The organism is Kitasatospora sp. NPDC127067 (genome assembly GCF_042724755.1).
GTDB classification, from domain to species: Bacteria; Actinomycetota; Actinomycetes; order Streptomycetales; family Streptomycetaceae; genus Kitasatospora; species Kitasatospora lactacystinica.
Genome location: NZ_JBHXEM010000170.1, coordinates 1 through 16,543, shown reverse-complemented (window position 1 = coordinate 16,543; position 16,543 = coordinate 1). Strand labels below are relative to the sequence as shown.

Here is a 16,543-nt window from a genome sequence, read left to right as displayed (position 1 = left end):
AACGCTCGGCTGGGAAACCCCAGCCGAGCGCCTGCATAAACTGCTCGCGGCCTGAACAACCGACCACGTGTTGCAACGACCGCTAGAAACCGCCCTGGGGTGGCGGGGCCGAGGGTGGCTGGGGTCAGCGGGCGTCGAACTCGCCGGTGCGGACGGCGGTGACGAAGGCCTGCCAGGCGGCGGAGCGGAAGAGGAGGGCCGGGCCGGAGGGGTCCTTGGAGTCGCGTACGGGCATGACGCCGGCGAAGCCGTCGGCGACCTCGATGCATGCGCCGCCGTTTGCGCCGCTGTACGAACTCTTTCGCCAGGACGCCTCGGTCAGGTCGACATCCACTCCAGGTCTCTCCTTGCCGCACGGATGAAAGCCAGCGATTCGGCCTGGCCGAGGGCCTCGACCGCAAGCCGATCGTAGCTCCTGGCGAGTGTGGCAACCGACTTGGTATCGCGGTCGATGTAGCCACGCGATTCAATTTCGCCGTAAGCGAGAACTTTGCGGTTCGGCATGGTAAGGAGATATGTCATGTGTGTGAACGGCCGGTTCTCGCCCATGGAGAACGGAGCCACCTGGATGACCACGTTGGGCCGAGAGGACAACTGCTCCAGGTGAAGCAGCTGTTCGACCATCACATTGCGTCCGCCGATGATCCTCCTGAGGCACGTTTCGTCCAGCACCACGTGGACGAGTGGGGGAGGCGTTCGTCCCAGGACCTGCTGCCGGGCAAGCCTGAATTCGATGCGTTCCTCGGCCAACTTCTGGGATGAAAGGCCTTGCCTGACGAAACCCATCTGAACGGCGGTTGCGTATCCCCGGGTCTGCAGAAGTCCGGCGACGAGGTCGACTTCGAAGATCCTCATCTCTTCCGCGAGGGTCTCGTAGCGTGCGTACTCCGGGAAGCCCTCCAGGATCGCGGCGTTCTTCAGCTGATACCACATCAGCATCATGGTGCCGCCCGTGTCGAGCGCGATGTCGGAGAGTTCGGCGAGCTTGCGACTCGGAGGTCGGTGTGCAAGTTCGACGTAGGACAGGTGCGAGGGGGAGCACCCGATGAGCGGGGCCAGCTCCTCCTGAAGGAGGTCCTTGGCCTCTCGGAAGGCGCGGAGTTGGATTCCGAAGGGCGCCCACGGGCTCGACTCGGGGTCGATCTTCTTCTTGTTCACGGCAGCTCTCAACTTCCCTGTGGCCCCTCGGCAAGTAGCAGGCCGCTTCCGATGCTAGGCGACCTTGCGCCACCATGTGCACAGAACGTGAAACTCCGATCGCAGAGGGTTCCCTCCCATGCACCACGACCAACTCCCTCGCCTCCACGGCTACGGCGTCCGCTGGGACGCCGAGGCCGACCGCTACCGGGTCCGCAACGAGCTCACCGGGGAGTGGCTCCGCGGCGCCACCGGCGAACTCGCCGCCTTCACCTTCTTCGGGGACGCCTACAGCGCCTGGCGCACCTTCGAGGTCCACAAGCGGCCCGGGGAGAAGTGAGATGTCCTCCACCCTCTCCCGCGCGACCGCCGAGCAGCGCCGGCAGGCCGCCGACGTCCTCGACGACCTCGCCACCGTCCTCGCCCTCGGCGGCGTCGAGCTCCCCACGCTCGAAGTCGACTGGGCGGAGGGCCGCCTGACGTGCAGCTACCTCCTCCACCTCACCGCGCGCCCGCTCGACCTCCTGCGGATGGTCGACCTGCTCCGCAAGGGCCTGCGCTACGAGCGCCTCACCCACGACGACTGAACACCCCCCACCGCTTCGAGAAAGCGACCTCCCCCGTGCAAGACCCCCGCCTGCTCGCCAAGCCCCCCGTCTGCCGGCTCGGCTGCCTCGTCCTCGTCCGCAACCAGCGCGGCGACGTCCTGCTCGTCGACCCGGACTACATGGACGGCCTGATCCTCCCGGGCGGCTCCGCCAAGCCCAACGAGCCCCCGCACCTGGCCGCCGCCCGCCATCTGCACGCCGAGACCGGTCTGATCGTCCGCCTCAGCGACGTTCTCGCCGTCGATTTCACCCCCGCCGACCGTCACCTGGAGCGTCTCACCCTGGTGTTCGACGGTGGCACCGTCCCCGACGGCACCCTCATCACCGTCCCCGCGCAGCGCCAGAGCGGCCTGTTCGGCGCCCGGTTCGTCCCCGCCCGCAGCCTCCCGGACTTCATGGCGCCCTCTCAGGCCGCCCGCGCCGCCGAGGCCCTCGCCGGCCGCTCCCTGCCCGCCCTCCTGCTCGGCCAGCGCGCCGCCTGACAACCAGAAGCAGCGGGGCCGCCCGGCATGTCACTGCCGGGCGGCCCCGCTGCTGTCGAACCGTCGCCTACCAGTCGGTCTTGATCTCGAACGCCCAGTCCCAGCTGCCGAGTTCGGTGCCGCCGTCATCGGCGAAGCCGCCCTTGCCGGTGTACGCCCCCCGGGAGAGGGCGCCGGACGGCACCTCCTCCCAGCCGTGCCGCGGGACGGAGACCTCGTGCGGTTGGGTCTGCGGGCCGAAGGAGCCCAGCATCTGGCGGTCCTTCTGGACCCTGAGCCCCTTGCGGTAGGTCTGCGCCGTGTACTGGAGGCCCGAGACGATGTCGCCCGCGACGCGGAACGTCAGCTTCACCCGGTAGTTGGCGCCCTCCTTGAGGGCGAGGGGGGTGTCGGCCGCCAGCTTCCGGGCCTCCTCGGTGGACAGGTCCAGGACCACGGAGTCGCGGCCCTCGATCTCGAACGTGGCCTGGAGAAGGGTGAACCGGGGTTCCGGCTGTGCGGTGCTGTCGCTCGTCATGATCCCATTCCTCGCTGGTCGGATGCGATCAGCCTTCCGGGACGACGGCGTTCGGGGGCGAGGCCCGGGGCGATGTGGCCGAAACCGCATGTGATCTTCACTCCTGAGGGTGAAGATCACGGGCGCATCCCGGCCACGGCGCATCCCGGCCACGGCGCAGACGGGTCGCGGCGATCATCGGCCCGGCGCGGACTGCCCGCGCCGGGCCGGGGTGGTCCGTCAGCTGTTCGGGGCGCGGCGGCAGGCGTCCGCCGCGACGGTGGCGGGGACGTAGTCGACCCGCAGGAGGTGGTAGCAGGTCCGGAACGCGTCCTCGCCGCCGGCCGCGCCGGCCTGACAGGCGTCCTCCACGAGCTCCTTGTCCGCGTTCGGGGCCTTCTCCAGCACGTGGCGGGAGCATCCCTGCGAGTTCGCGCTCGCGGTCGGGGCGACGGCGACGAGGCCGCCCAGGGCGAGGGGGAGGGCGCAGCCGGTGGCGGCGATTCGTCGGACCAGCTTCATAGTAATCAAATCCTCTCGAATGACAGGAAGTTGGCGGGCCGACGGGAGCATGATTCGCCCACGATCCCCGGCCCGGGACATGCATACCGGACCGCGCGTCGTGCCCGTCCGGACGCCGCGCCGATGCCCGACCAAGATCACCCGAAGACGAGGGGGAGAGTCGTGCCGGGCCCGCCGACCACGGTGCTGGCAGGATGGCGGCATGGAACGAGTGCTGGGCATCGGCGGGTACTTCCTGCGGGCCGCCGACCCTGCGGTGCTGGGCGCCTGGTACCGCGACTGCCTGGGGCTGGACGCCGACGAGCACGGCCTGTGGCGCCAGGAGCCCGGGCCGACGGTCTTCGCGGCCTTCGAGTCCGGGACCGACTACTTCGGCTCCCGCACCCAGCGGACCATGCTCAACTTCCGCGTCCGCGACCTGGACGCGATGCTCGCCCAACTGCGCGCCCGGGGGGCGGACGTGGCCGAGGAGACCCAGGACATGGCGGGCGTCGGCCGGTTCGGCTGGGTCACCGACCCCGAGGGCAACCGGATCGAGCTCTGGCAGCCCGTCTGACCGGGCTGAGCCGCGGCGGGCCGGGGTGATCATCTCCCCATCCCGGCACGGGAGATGAGGGTTCTCTGAGGGTGCTTTCTCGGGGACAACCCCGATGCCGGACCCGGCCGTCGGGCCCGAGACTCGGGTGCATGCGCATCACACGGGCCGGCTGGGTCGTCATGACGGTGCTCTCCACCCTCATCGTCGCCGTCTCCGCCAAGTACCTCAGCTTCGATCCGGCGGTCTTCATCGAGCAGCAGCGCGCCACCTACCTGAGTCACGAAGTGCCGCTCTACATCCACATCTTCGGCGCGCTCACCGCTCTGCTGGTGGGGCCGTGGCAGTTCTCCCGCCGCCTGCGCGAACGCCGCCCGCGCCTGCACCGCCGCATCGGCGTCACCTACCTGCTCGGCTGCCTGGTCGGCGGAGCGGGCGCGCTGCTGATGGCGCCCGTCGCGTACGGCGGCGCGGTCTCCGGGACCGGCTTCGCCTGCCTGGCCGTCGCCTGGCTGGTGACCGGCGGCGCCGGGCTGCGGGCGATCCTCGACGGGCGGGTGGTCGACCACCGCCGCTGGATGGTCCGCAGCTTCGCGCTCACCTTCGCCGCCGTCACCCTGCGGCTCATGCTGGCCGTCGCCATGGCCGCGCACCTGGACTTCCGCACCTCCTACACCGCCATCGCCTGGCTGTGCTGGGTGCCCAACCTGCTGCTGGCCTGCTGGTTCACCCGCCGCCGCCCCGTCGCCGGGGCGCCGGCGTGACCGGTGCCCGGGCCCGGGTGCGGCCCGCGGTGCGGACGATGCGCAGGGTGTTGCGCCGGCCGATGACGCGGGCCGCGGCGTCGAACTGGCGGAACCGGCCGAGGTGACGACTGCTCATATTTCACCCGTCGGCCTTTCGTTGATCGAACCGGGGAGTGCGGCCCCCGTTAGCCCGGCCGGGCAGCGGGGTTCCTCCGCCCGGGTAGCGGATGCCTGCCCCGGTGGCGGACCAGGGTGGTTCGGGTACGGATCGGGGTCGACGCGGGGAACGGCCCGCCGTCGAAGCAGCCCGACCCCACACCCCAGGAGGCCGCCGTGGCCCGTACGAAGCCCCTCGTCCTGACCGCCCTCACCGCCTTCAGCGTCCTGGCCGCGAGTGCCGCCGTCGCCTTCGCCGACGGCAAGCCCGCCGGCAAGCCGAGCGTCGTCGTGCCCCACGACGAGGCCGCCGCCGACCCCGCGCTGCTGTCCGCGCACAACCAGGTCTTCGGCGACTTCGTCGACGTGGCCCCGGGCGGCAACGGGTTCGCCACCGTGACCTGTCCCTCCGGCCAGGTGCCCACCGGTGGCGGCGGCCAGACCAGCGCCTTCCGGATCTTCTTCACCGACTCCTACCCGAGCGGCAGCTCCTGGGTCGTGCGCGGCACCAACACCGGTACCGCGACGGAGTCGATCCTGGCGACCGCCGTCTGCACCGTCCCCTGACCCTCGGGGTGAACGGCCCGGGTCCGGCGTTCGGGCCCGGGCCGCCGCATGTCCCGCGCACCGGGCTCACTGCGCCGGCGGGGCGACCTCGTCGGAGGGTCGCTTCGGCGCCGGCAGCAGCCCGAGGTCGGAGACCGGCCCGAGGTGGCCGAGCTTGTCCGGGTTGGACACGGAGTGGACGGCCCGCACCGCGCCCTCGGCGTCGATGTCCAGCACGATGACGCCGGCCACGCGCTGCTCGGCGTTCGCCTCGCTCCTGCCGACCAGCTCCGCCACCTCCGGGTAGCCGTACCCGAACGCCTCGCGCAGCGTGAACACCGCGCGCTCGACGGGGGAGAGGGCCTCCAGCAGCACCAGGAACGCCATCGACAGGGTGTCCGCCAGCTCGGCGTGCTCGGCCGGGCCGGGGCGCCCGGCGGTGGTCACGACCGGCTCGGGCAGCCACTCGCCGACATAGGTCTCGCGGCGCACCCGCGCGGACCTCAGGTGGTTGATGCCCAGGCGGGTAACGGTCGTGGTCAGGTACGCCTTCGGGTCGGCGATCGCGGTGCCGGCCCGGTCGGCGCGGGTGAGGCCGAGGAAGGTGTCCTGGACGAGGTCCTCGGCGTCGCCGACCGAACCCGTCATCCCGTAGGCGATGGAGAACAGCAGCGGCCGGTACCCGGCCGCGCCCGCCACATCCGTCGAACTCACCCTGGACGCCCCCTGTCCCGATCGTGGCCAGCAGGCCATCCGAGGGCCGCCGGGGCCCGCGGGCGGGTGGTGTGGCGCAGGTCACGCCGGGCGGGCGGCGCGGGGATGTCACAGAACGGCGGGCTGTCCTGTCTTCAAGGGCAGCAACGGGACCACCGACCGAGGAGTACACCATGGAGCCCCGCCTGAACCCCTTCGCCAGCCCCGTCATGGGCAAGGTCTTCAAGCACCTGATCGCCGCCGACAAGCCGGTCGCCGAGTCGAGCCTGCCGTACACCGTCCAGGAGCTGGTGCGGCTGCGCGCCAGCCAGATCAACGGCTGCGGCGCCTGCATCGACATGCACTTCAAGGAGGCCGTGCACGCCGGGGAGGACCCGGTGCGCCTGAACCTGGTCGCCGCCTGGCGCGAGGCCACCGTGTTCACCGACGCCGAGCGCGCCGCGCTGGAACTCGCCGAGGAGGGCACCCGGCTCGCGGACGCGGCGGGCGGGGTGAGCGACGAGGTGTGGGCGAACGCGGCCAAGCACTACGACGAGGAGCAGCTCGCGGCGCTGGTCTGCGTGATCGCGCTCATCAACGCCTTCAACCGGGCCAATGTGATGCTCCGCCAGCCCGGCGGCGGCTACGAGGTCGGCATGTACCAGCACTGACCGGCCCGGGACGCGAGGAGAGGGGGACGCCGTGAACGTCGCACTGTGGATCGTCGCCGGGCTGCTGGCCGCCGCCTACCTGCTGGGCGGCGTGTTCAAGATGCTCGCGCCGAAGGAGAGGATCGCCGCCGCCGGGGCCGCCGGCCGCTGGGTGGAGGACTTCGGCGCGGGCGGGGTGAGGGCCATCGGCGCCGTCGAGGTGCTGGCGGCGGCCGGGCTGGTCCTGCCCGCCGTGCTCGGCATCGCGCCGGTGTTCGTGCCGCTGGCGGCCGTCGGACTGGTGCTGCTGATGGCCGGTGCGGCGACCGTGCGGATGCGCCGCCGGGAGTACCGGCTGGTGGCGGTGGACGCGGTCTACATCCTGCTGGCCGCCTTCGTCGCCTGGGGCCGCCTCGGGCCCGAGTCATTCCTCAACTGACCTGCCGGGCAGGTCCGGTGGGAGGACCGGGGCCGCTCGACGGTACGGCCGCCGCGAGGGTGCGGCGCCGCGCCGCCGGGCGGCCCCGGCGGCCGTTCACCGGTCGCCCGGACCGGGCGGGCGCCGGTGGCCTACCATGTCCCACTGATGATCATCTCGTGGCCGCACCCGGTGTACGGGGAGCGGGCCGAAGGGGGACGGGTATGGAGATCGGGCTCGCGGACACCATCCGGGCGCTTCGGCAGGAGCTCGCCGCCGCGATGGCCGACGGCGAGGGCTCGCCGGTGCGGCTGCGCGTCAACTCCGTCAAGCTCGATGTCGAGGTCGCCGTCACCGCCTCGGCCGAGGTCGAGGGCGGGGTCAAGTTCTGGGTGGTCTCCGGCGGGGCCAAGGCCGCCGGCGCCAGGACCGCCACGCACACGGTGTCGCTGGAGCTGACGGCCGAGACCGAGCAGGGCGGTGCGGTGCTGACCAACTCCGAGGCCGGGATCCTGCTGCCCGACTGACGCCGGGCGGGGCCCGGCGGACGGCGGTAGCCGCCACCGGGGAGGCTTTGCGGAACGGTCCGAACGGCGGGTGGGGGACAGGGCATGCGGCGCGGCCCGAACGGCATGCTGGACAGGGTGGTCATGGTCGCCCGACGGGACCGGACGACCGGCCACTCCCTGTTCCATGCCTCGGGCTTCCTGCTCACGAGCGGTCTCGCACTCTCCGTGCGCCACGCCTTCAAGGACGCCGACCGCTACGCCTACGAGGTCCGTCCGGCGGCCGGAACGGCCGGGGGGAGCGGCAAGCCCGTCGCCGTCGACCTGGTGGTGAGCCACCAGGACCCCTCCCTCGACCTGGCCCTGCTGGTCCTGGCCGAGGACCGCGGGGACCTGCCGCCGATCCGGCTCGGCGTCGCGCCCACCCGGCTCGGCCGCATCGCGTTCACCGCGGTCGGCTTCCCGGACTTCGCCATCGACGAGATGCGGCCGACCACCCGGCAGATCAACGGCGACGTGCTGCTCGGCTCCTTCCTGGGCCGCGCCGACCTGGAACTGTCGCTGACCTCCCCGCCTCCCCGGACACCCCCCGCGGCGCCCCCCGGCCGTCCCGCCAAGGAATCACCGTGGACGGGCTTCTCCGGCGCCGGGGTGTTCACCGACGACGACGTGCTGCTGGGCGTGTGCAGCAGCCACCACACCCGCGGGGGGACCGCGAGCCTGACGGCCACCGGCTTCCAGGGGCTGTCCGAGGACCCCCGCTTCGTCCGCTACCTCCGCGCCCATGACGTCGATCCGGACCCCGTCCCGGTGACCGACCGCGAGGAGCCCGGGCAGCGCCTGCGGGAGATCCACAGCCACGACGAGGTCGTCCGGGGACTGCACGGACGCGAGACCCGCCTCGTGGACGACCGCCTCTCCTTCGTCAGTCCCGGCCCCCTCCACGAGGCCCAGCCGCGGAACCTGCTGCGCCGTCTCTCGACACCGGACCCGCGCGGTGTCCTCCTGGTCGGACCGGCCGGCGCGGGAAAGACCCGGACCTGCTTCGAGGTCGCGCGGGCCGCCCATCTCGACGGCTGGCAGGTCCTCCACCTCCAGGCGAACAACTCCGTGACGGTGGACGACCTCTCGCAGGTCGTGCGCGAGGCCGAGCGGCCCCGGGTCCTGCTCGTCCTCGACTCCCTCGACACCTGCGCCCAGCTGGACCCGCGGGCACTCGTCGACGCCCTGCTGCCCGAGGCCAAACGGTGCGGCGTCCACGTCGCGGCGCTCGCCTCGACCCGTCCGGGAGCACGCCACCGGCTCCACCAGCGCGGTGCCGGGCTCCTGTTCGACGAGGTCCTGCTGCGCCAGGACGAGGACCACCGGACCACGGTGATCACCCACATCCTCCGTGAAGTCGCCCCGCAGGCGCTCCAGCGGTGGGGGGAGGAGGAACTCGCACGGGCCTGCGGGCGCCGTCCGGTCATCGCCCTGCTCATCGCCGACGCCCTCGAACGCCGGATCCGCGCCGGCCACCTCGCCCCGGACCTCGCGCGGGTGCGCCCCGGAGAACTGGTCAGCTGGATCCGGGAGGGAATCCGGCAGGACTCGCTGACACCCGTCGGCACCGGGGACGCGACCGGCCCGCTGGCCACCGCCCTGCCCGACCTCGCCCACCTGGCCTTCGCCACGGCGGTCAGCATCTGCCCGCAGCCCCGCCCGGCCGTGGAGGAGGCGCTCGACGCGCTGCTCGACGCCCACCCCTGCACCGCCGCGGGCGTCATGGGCGGACGGCACGTCACCGACACCCTGGTCTCGCTGGGGTGGATGGACGAGTCCGAGGGCGAACTCCACGTCGTCCACGACATCGTGACGGACGAACTGGTCCTGCACTCCCTCCTTCCGCCACCGGGCTGGAGCATCCACGGCGCATCCGCCGAAACGCTGTTCGACGCCACGTCCCGGCACTCCCGCTCGTTCGCCCTGTTCGCCGGCCATCTGCAGCGGCTGGCCTCCGACCTGGACGGGCCGGGAACGGGCCACCGGGCCGGCGCACTGGAGCGCTTCTGCCGGGACTGGGCCACCCGCAACGCCGTCAGGCTGGGAAAGCTGCTGGAGCACGCGGGCAGGGACGGCGAGCAGGCGCTGCTCGCCATGACCCTCGACCCGCCCTGGAAGTCCGCGGCCCTGGAGACCTGGGACGCGCTGGTCCGCCCCTGGCTGATCCGGGCCGAACTCGACCACGCCGCACGGCCGTTCCTCTCGGCGGCGCTCGGCGATCCGCAGAACGTGCCGCAGCCGCTGATCTCGGCCTCGCTGTCCTGGCTGTCCCGGCGGGCCGGGCAGACCGACGCCGACCACGTCATCCAGGCGCTCCTGGAACGGGACGACCTCTCCTGCGGCCAGGAGCGGCTGGCCGTGGACCACGCCCTGGAGTGGGTCCGCGGACACGCCGGCTGGCGCTCCGCCCCGCTGGTCCTCAAACAGCTGCTCAAGCGGGACCACGACACACCCACCCGCGGCCGGGTGGTCCAGTGCGCCTTCGACTGGCTGAGCCCGCGCCGCCCGTCCGAGGCGAGCGCCGCCGTCCTGCAGCACCTGCTGACGTACGGGAACCCGGCGGGGGAGCAGCGGGAGGAGGCCGTCCGCCGCACCCTCGCCTGGTTCGCCGACCACCGTGACACCGCCGGCACACTGCGGGCCGCGTCGCTCCTGCGCACGCTCCTGAGCCACCCCGCACTGACGGCACCCGAGGAGCACGCGGCGCTCGAACGGGGCCTCGACTGGCTCGCGGAGCACCATGCCGAGGTCCCCACCGCGGGCGCGGTGCTCCGCGTCGTCCTGGAGTGCCACAGGCTCACCCCCGGCCAGGCGCGGCGGGTGACCCGCTACGTCGAGGTCTGGAGCAGGCTCCATCCCGCCAGCCCGCACCGCAGCCACGTCCTGCGCGTCCTGCTGGCCAGCGAAGGCACCGGCACCGGCACCGGCGAAGGCACCGGCGCGGGCACCGGACTGCTGCACCAGCTGGCCGGCGATCCCGCCGACCCGGCGGCGGCCGTCGCGCTGCAACGACTGCTCGAACGCCCGCTGACTCCCGAGGAGGCCCGCCCCCTCATCTCCCGGGCGTTCCGGTGGCTGGAGCTGAACGAGACCTCCGCCGACCGCCGGCGCGTCCTCCAGGTCCTGCTGTGGCGGAGGGAACTGACCGGAGAGCAGCTGACCGAGGTGGCCGATCTGGTGGTGGCCGAGCTCCGCGCCGGCCCCGCCCAGCCGGCCCTCCTCGGCTCGCTCCTCGGCCGCCGCACCGGACTGCGGCCCGACCAGGCCCGGTTCGGAATCGACCTCGCGATCGACCTGTGCGCCGTCCACACCACCTTCCACTTCCAACGGCCGTTCCTGTGCCCGCTCCTGAGGCGGTCGGACCTGACCCCCGAACAGGCCTCCCGGGCGGTGGCGCTGGGACTGGAGCGGCTCTCGGCGAACTTCAGCAACAAGACCCGGGAGATCCTCTGCGCCCTGCTGGAACGGCGGGACCTCTCCCCGGCCCAGCTGTCCCTGCTCCTGAGGCACACGACGGACTGGCTGGCCAGGCGCGGCTCGACGCCGAGGGCCCCCTTCGTCCTGCTGCACCTGCTGGAGCGCGACGACCTGCCGGCCGGGATCGAGCAGGAGGCGCTCCGCAGGGCCCGGGAGGCACTCCTGGCGTACCCGGACGCCCTGCCTGCGGAGCGCCTGCGCGCCCGGCTGGCCGGACGCGGCCCGGCCGGGGCCTGAGCGCAGGAGACCAGGCCCGGCGGGTCCCGGTCGGCGTTGTTCAGCCCAGCACCGCCGCCACCGCGCGCGGCGTCCAGTGCCCGGCCGCGCCCGGGCGGGTGGCGAGGTAGCCGGCCGCGCGCCAGGGGCCCCAGCCGTGGGACTCGGCCAGGCCGGCGGCCAGGGTGCGCAGGTAGGGCGGGGTGGGGGCGTTGAGATCGGCGCCGGCCACGCCCCGGGAGGCGGTGAAGGTCAGCAGCGGGTGGCCGTCCGACTCGCCGACGTGCAGCAGGGTTTCGTAGCGGCCCGGGCCCACCTCGGCGCGCCCGGTGGTGAGTGCCGGGGCGAGGTCGAGGTCGGTGCCGGGGCTCCGGCGCATCTCCTGGGCGGCGATGTCGCTGAACTGACCGACCGTCACCAGATAGGCTCGGCACGGCACTTCGCCGCCGGCGTCCGGGTCGTAGAAGGCCGAGCCGCCGCCCCAGGTGAGCGAGTGCCCGGCGAAGTAGAGCGTGCCCGGCAGCACGGCGCCCACCGCCCGGCGCGGCGGGCGCGGATCGCGGCAGCCGGGCTGGGTCCGTGCCCCGCCGTCCGGGCGTCCGCCGCGCAGGTAGCAGGCGAGGCGGGCGGCGTGCAGGTTCGAGCCGTACGCCACGTACCAGACGAGCGCGCTCCCGTTCCGGCCGGCGGCGCTTGTCCGCGGCCCCTCGTCCTCGGCGCAATGCCCGGCCGATTCCCGGTCCGAGGGGTCCTTTCCCGGCCCGCTCACAGGACGGAGCCGCGGCGAGGTGTGCGAAAGAGTCCCATACGAAGATGTGAAAACCGTGAACAGTCCGATGACCCGACCAGAACCCCCCGATCCGGTAGCGTCCCCCTCGCCACCGGTAGCGTTCCGGACGCCATGGTGTTCATCACCCGTCCCTCTCCCGTCGCGCCGTTCCGGTATTCGGCGATTACTCTTCACCAGCGGAAACGAGCGAAAACCCGCGAAATGTCATTCGATTCATACCGTTGCTGTTCCCATGCGGCATCGATGATGAGAATTCCCTTTGATCGAACCTTCGCTGCATCCAGCCGACTCCCAGCAGGGTCATGGTGAGTGGGCGCCCTCCCGCAGGTGACAACCCGGGTCACCCGGCGTCACACCCGTACACCCGTACGCGCCCCCAGGACCCCGGAGCCAAGGAAACCCATCCATGGACGCACGCCACGACACGGCCGGCCCAGGCACGCTGCACCGCCCCCACCAGGGCCCCGCGGCCGGCTGGCCGGTGGCCCAGGCCGCCCACCCCCGCAGCCTGCTCGACATCGTCGCCGCCACCGCCGACGCCCACCCCCACGCGCCCGCGCTCGACACCGGCGACACCGTCCTCGACTACCGCACCCTGCTCCACGAGGTCGACACCCTCGCCGGGCAACTGGCCGGCCACGGCATCGGCCGCGGCGACCGCGTCGGCATCCGCATCCCCTCCGGCACCGCCGACCTCTACATCGCCGTCCTCGCCGTACTGCGCTGCGGCGCCGCCTACGTCCCCGTCGACGCCGACGACCCCGACGAGCGCGCCGACATGATCTGGCAGGACGCCGCCGTCTGCGCCGTCCTCGGCCCCGGCCGCGGCCTCCACCCCGGCGCCGCCGCCCGCCCCGGCGGCCGCCCCGCCTGGCCCGGCCCCACCGACGACGCCTGGATCATCTTCACCTCCGGCACCACCGGCCGCCCCAAGGGCGTCGCCGTCACCCACCGCTCCGCCGCCGCCTTCGTCGACGCCGAGGCCCGACTCTTCCTCACCCACCGGCCGCTCGGCCCCGGCGACCGCGTCCTCGCCGGCCTCTCCGTGGCCTTCGACGCCTCCTGCGAGGAGATGTGGCTGGCCTGGCGCCACGGCGCCTGCCTCGTCCCCGCCCCCCGCGCCCTGGTCAAGGCCGGCACCGACCTCGGCCCCTGGCTCGTGACCCGGCGCATCACCGCCGTCTCCACCGTCCCCACCCTGCTCGCCCTGTGGCCGCAGGAATGCCTGGACGCCGTCCGCCTGATCATCGTCGGCGGCGAAGCCTGCCCCGCCGAACTCGTCGAACGCCTCGCCGTCGACGGCCGCGAATTCTGGAACACCTACGGCCCCACCGAGACCACCGTCGTCGCCACCGCCGCCCGCCTGCTCCCCGGCGAGCCCGTACGCATCGGCGCCCCCCTCGACGGCTGGGAGATCGCCGTCGTCGACCGGGCCGGAAACCCCGTCCCCTGGCACGCCAGCGGCGAACTGCTCATCACCGGCGTCGGCACCGCCCGCTACCTCGACCCCGCCAAGGACGCCGAGAAGTTCAGCGCCCACCCCGCCCTCGCCTCACCCCGCGTCTACCGCAGCGGCGACCTCGTGCGCAACGACCCCGAAGGCCTCGTCTTCCTCGGCCGCGCCGACGACCAGGTCAAACTCGGCGGCCGCCGCATCGAACTCGGCGAGATCGACGCCGCCCTCCAGGCCCTGCCCGGCATCCGCGCCGCCGCCGCGGCCGTCCGCAGGACCCCCGCCGGCGCCGACCTCCTCGTCGGCTACCTCGTCGCCCACCCCGGCACCACCCCCGACCTCACCACCGCCCGCCGCCGGCTCCTGGAACGCCTGCCCGCCCCGCTGGTGCCCGTCCTCGCCCTCGTCGACTCCCTGCCCACCCGCACCTCCGGCAAGGTCGACCGCGGCGCCCTGCCCTGGCCGCTCGCCACCACCGGCACCGCCCCCGCCGCCCAGGCCCTCGACGGCACCGCCGGCCATCTCGCCGGCCACTGGGAACGCCTGCTCGGCACCACCCCCGGCCCCGACGACGACTTCTTCGCCCTCGGCGGCTCCAGCCTCACCGCCGCCCGCCTCGTCTCCGAACTGCGCACCCGTCACAACGGCGTCTCCGTCGCCGACCTGTACGCCCACCCCGTCCTCGCCGACCTCGCCGCCCACCTCGACACCCTCACCCCCACCACCGCACCCGAGGACACGGCCACCACCACCGCCGTCCGCGGCCGCACCGTGCGCCGCACCCCGCGCAGCGCCGGCCTCTGGCAGACCCTCCTGCTCCTCGGCATGTTCTCCCTCGCCGGACTGCGCTGGATCCTCGTCCTCATCGCCCTCGACAACCTCACCGGCAGCGACCTCGCCTGGGCCCCCCACAGCTCCTGGTGGCCCGTCGCCGCCGGCCTGCTCCTCCTCTACAGCGCCCCCGGCCGCACCCTGCTCGCCGCCACCGGCGCCCGCCTGCTCACCGCCGGCATCCGCCCCGGCAGCCACCCCCGCGGCGGCCACGTCCACCTGCGCCTGTGGGCCGCCGAACGCTACACCGCCATGTTCGGCACCGCCGCCCTCGCCGGCACCCCCTGGGCCCCCCGCTACGCCAAGGCCCTCGGCTGCCGCGTCGGCCCCGGCGTCCAACTCCACACCCTGCCCCCCGTCACCGGCCTCGCCCGCCTCGGCGCCCACGCCTGCGTCGAACCCGAAGCCGACCTCGCCGGCTGGTGGCTCGACGGCGACACCCTCCACCTCGGCCGCATCGACATCGGCGAAGGCGCCCGCATCGGCCACCGCGCCACCCTCATGCCCGGCGCCCGCATCGGCGCCCGCGCCGAGATCGCCCCCGGCTCCTGCGTCACCGCCACCACCCCCGTCCCACCCGGCGAACACTGGACCGGCTCCCCGGCCCGCCCCGCCACCGAAGCCCCCACCGACTGGCCCACCACCCCCGCCCCCGCCCCCCGCCGCTGGAGCCTCGCCTACGGCGCCGGCTTCACCGTCCTCGGCCTCGTCCCGATCATCGCCGCCCTGCCCGCCCTGCTCATCGTCTACCCGATGATCGACACCGACGCCACCCTGGCCGGCGCCCTCCTCCAACTCCTGCCCGCCACCGTCCCCCTCGCCGCCCTCACCATCACCTGCTACGCCACCCTCATAGCGCTCCTCGTCCGCCTCCTGTCCCGCCCGCTGCGCCCCGGCTTCCACCCCGCCACCGGCCGCGTCGCCTTCTGCGCTTGGGCCGTCAGCCGCCTCGCCGACACCGCCCGGCGCACCCTCTTCCCCTTCTACGCCAGCCTCTTCACCCCCGTGTGGCTGCGCCTGCTCGGCGCCCGCGTCGGCCGCCGCGTCGAAGCCTCCACCGTGCTCGCCCTGCCCGGCCTGATGCGGGTCGACGACGGCGCCTTCCTCGCCGACGACACCCTCGTCGCCCCCTACGAACTGCGCGGCGGCTGGCTCCACCTCGGCCCCGCCCACATCGGACGCCGCTCCTTCGTCGGCAACTCCGGCATCGTCGGCCCCGACCGCCACCTGCCCGACAACTCCCTCGTCGGCGTACTGTCCGACACCCCCGCCCACGCCCCCGAAGGCTCCTCCTGGCTCGGCCGCCCCGCCTTCGCCCTGCCCCGCGTCGCCGACACCGGCACCGAAGGCCGCACCTACGACCCGCCCCGGCGCCTGATGTGGGCGCGCGCCGGCGTCGAACTGTGCCGGCTGCTGCCCATCGTCCTCGCCGCCCTGCTCGGCGACCTCGTCCTCGCCGCCCTCCAGGCACTGCGCGACGACTACGGGCTCGGCGCCGCCCTCGGCGCCGCCGGACTCGTCCTGATGGCCGCCGCCGTCACCGCCTGCGCCCTCACCACCGCCGCCAAATGGCTGCTCGTCGGACGCTTCCGCGTCGCCGAACACCCCCTGTGGTCCTCCTTCGTATGGCGCAACGAGCTCTACGACACCTTCGTCGAGGAACTCGCCATGCCCTTCGGCGGCCACACCATCACCGGCACCCCCTACCTGAACGTGTGGCTGCGCAGCCTCGGCGCCCGCATCGGACGCGGCGTGTGGTGCGAGACCCACTGGCTGCCCGAGACCGACCTGGTCACCGTCGAGGCCGGCGCCAGCGTCAACCGCGGCACCGTCCTGCAGACCCACCTCTTCCACGACCGGGTGATGCGCCTGGGCCCCGTCCACCTCGCCGCCGGCTCCACCACCGGCCCGCACTCCATCGTGCTGCTCAACTCCTCCCTCGGCGCCGGCACCACCGTCGGCCCGGCCTCCCTCGTCATGCGCGGCGAGAACGTCCCCGGCGGCGGGCACTGGCTCGGCAACCCCGTCGCCGCCTGGAACGCCGACCCCACCCCGCCCGCCGGACGGCGCCGCCGCCGGGCCGTCGCCGGGGTGTGACGCCGGGGTGTGACGCGGATCACCCCCGCGGGGCGATGAGTTCGCGGTGCGGTCACGGTCCATACCCCGGACCCCACCCCATCCCCCAGAGCCCCCCCCCGACGAAACCCCAAAGAACCCCACCCCCCCCCCCAAGCCCCCC

At 73.5% G+C, this 16,543-nt stretch carries 17 protein-coding genes; 11 read left to right on the top strand and 6 right to left on the bottom strand.

The window, feature by feature from the left end:
- Positions 1–124: 124 nt before the first annotated feature.
- Together ACFWJ4_RS37575 and ACFWJ4_RS37570 are read right to left on the bottom strand one after the other, a co-directional pair.
- Positions 125–334 carry a DUF397 domain-containing protein gene (locus ACFWJ4_RS37575; protein WP_380552838.1) on the bottom strand — a complete coding sequence of 70 codons (210 nt, stop codon included), beginning with the start codon at positions 332–334 and terminating at the stop codon, positions 125–127.
- Positions 319–1,158, bottom strand: a complete 840-nt coding sequence (locus ACFWJ4_RS37570) for a Scr1 family TA system antitoxin-like transcriptional regulator (RefSeq protein ID WP_380552835.1) — start codon at positions 1,156–1,158, stop codon at positions 319–321. The genes ACFWJ4_RS37575 and ACFWJ4_RS37570 overlap by 16 nt, the downstream gene beginning before the upstream one ends.
- A 118-nt stretch (positions 1,159–1,276) precedes the next feature.
- Here ACFWJ4_RS37570 and ACFWJ4_RS37565 point away from each other — a divergent pair, with 118 nt between their 5' ends.
- The 3 genes from ACFWJ4_RS37565 to ACFWJ4_RS37555 are packed head-to-tail and all read left to right on the top strand — an operon-like array spanning position 1,277 to position 2,227.
- Positions 1,277–1,477 (top strand): hypothetical protein, encoded by a 201-nt coding sequence (locus ACFWJ4_RS37565; protein ID WP_380552832.1) that lies wholly within the window; start codon positions 1,277–1,279, stop codon positions 1,475–1,477.
- Between the two features lies 1 nt (position 1,478).
- A complete protein-coding gene (locus ACFWJ4_RS37560) occupies positions 1,479–1,724 on the top strand; it encodes a hypothetical protein (protein WP_380552829.1) in 246 nt (81 codons plus the stop codon).
- 35 nt (positions 1,725–1,759) lie between these two features.
- Positions 1,760–2,227: an NUDIX domain-containing protein gene (locus tag ACFWJ4_RS37555; RefSeq protein ID WP_380552826.1), complete on the top strand. Its 468-nt coding sequence runs from the start codon at positions 1,760–1,762 to the stop codon at positions 2,225–2,227.
- A 67-nt stretch (positions 2,228–2,294) separates the two neighbouring features.
- On the opposite strand, the gene ACFWJ4_RS37550 is transcribed toward ACFWJ4_RS37555, so the two are convergent.
- Complete coding sequence (locus ACFWJ4_RS37550; RefSeq protein WP_380552823.1) at positions 2,295–2,744, bottom strand: hypothetical protein; 450 nt, start codon at positions 2,742–2,744, stop codon at positions 2,295–2,297.
- A gap of 219 nt (positions 2,745–2,963) precedes the next feature.
- On the bottom strand, positions 2,964–3,245 hold the full coding sequence (locus ACFWJ4_RS37545; RefSeq protein ID WP_380552821.1) for a hypothetical protein: 282 nt from the start codon (positions 3,243–3,245) through the stop codon (positions 2,964–2,966).
- A gap of 202 nt (positions 3,246–3,447) precedes the next feature.
- Between ACFWJ4_RS37545 and ACFWJ4_RS37540 the strand changes: the two genes are divergently transcribed.
- From ACFWJ4_RS37540 to ACFWJ4_RS37530, 3 genes are all read left to right on the top strand, one after another.
- A complete protein-coding gene (locus tag ACFWJ4_RS37540; protein WP_380552818.1) occupies positions 3,448–3,801 on the top strand; it encodes a VOC family protein in 354 nt (117 codons plus the stop codon).
- Positions 3,802–3,932: 131 nt separating this feature from the next.
- Positions 3,933–4,544: a DUF2306 domain-containing protein gene (locus ACFWJ4_RS37535; protein WP_380552815.1), complete on the top strand. Its 612-nt coding sequence runs from the start codon at positions 3,933–3,935 to the stop codon at positions 4,542–4,544.
- Between the two features lie 315 nt (positions 4,545–4,859).
- Complete coding sequence (locus tag ACFWJ4_RS37530; RefSeq protein ID WP_380552812.1) at positions 4,860–5,249, top strand: hypothetical protein; 390 nt, start codon at positions 4,860–4,862, stop codon at positions 5,247–5,249.
- Between the two features lie 66 nt (positions 5,250–5,315).
- On the opposite strand, the gene ACFWJ4_RS37525 is transcribed toward ACFWJ4_RS37530, so the two are convergent.
- Positions 5,316–5,942 (bottom strand): sigma-70 family RNA polymerase sigma factor, encoded by a 627-nt coding sequence (locus ACFWJ4_RS37525; protein WP_380552809.1) that lies wholly within the window; start codon positions 5,940–5,942, stop codon positions 5,316–5,318.
- Between the two features lie 173 nt (positions 5,943–6,115).
- Here ACFWJ4_RS37525 and ACFWJ4_RS37520 point away from each other — a divergent pair, with 173 nt between their 5' ends.
- The 4 genes from ACFWJ4_RS37520 (at position 6,116) to ACFWJ4_RS37505 (ending at position 11,251) form a co-directional block, all read left to right on the top strand.
- Positions 6,116–6,592, top strand: a complete 477-nt coding sequence (locus ACFWJ4_RS37520) for a carboxymuconolactone decarboxylase family protein (RefSeq protein ID WP_380552806.1) — start codon at positions 6,116–6,118, stop codon at positions 6,590–6,592.
- Positions 6,593–6,623: 31 nt separating this feature from the next.
- The gene (locus tag ACFWJ4_RS37515) at positions 6,624–7,010 is read left to right on the top strand and encodes a DoxX family protein (RefSeq protein WP_380552803.1); all 387 of its coding nucleotides are present in this window, start codon (positions 6,624–6,626) and stop codon (positions 7,008–7,010) included.
- Between the two features lie 203 nt (positions 7,011–7,213).
- Positions 7,214–7,516, top strand: a complete 303-nt coding sequence (locus ACFWJ4_RS37510) for a trypco2 family protein (RefSeq protein ID WP_380552800.1) — start codon at positions 7,214–7,216, stop codon at positions 7,514–7,516.
- An 84-nt stretch (positions 7,517–7,600) separates the two neighbouring features.
- Complete coding sequence (locus ACFWJ4_RS37505; protein ID WP_380552797.1) at positions 7,601–11,251, top strand: trypsin-like peptidase domain-containing protein; 3,651 nt, start codon at positions 7,601–7,603, stop codon at positions 11,249–11,251.
- Between the two features lie 40 nt (positions 11,252–11,291).
- Here ACFWJ4_RS37505 and ACFWJ4_RS37500 read toward each other — a convergent pair whose 3' ends face one another.
- On the bottom strand, positions 11,292–11,885 hold the full coding sequence (locus ACFWJ4_RS37500) for a histone deacetylase (RefSeq protein ID WP_380552794.1): 594 nt from the start codon (positions 11,883–11,885) through the stop codon (positions 11,292–11,294).
- A 541-nt stretch (positions 11,886–12,426) separates the two neighbouring features.
- Here ACFWJ4_RS37500 and ACFWJ4_RS37495 point away from each other — a divergent pair.
- The gene (locus ACFWJ4_RS37495) at positions 12,427–16,401 is read left to right on the top strand and encodes a Pls/PosA family non-ribosomal peptide synthetase (RefSeq protein ID WP_380552790.1); all 3,975 of its coding nucleotides are present in this window, start codon (positions 12,427–12,429) and stop codon (positions 16,399–16,401) included.
- The last annotated feature ends 142 nt before the right edge of the window (positions 16,402–16,543 follow it).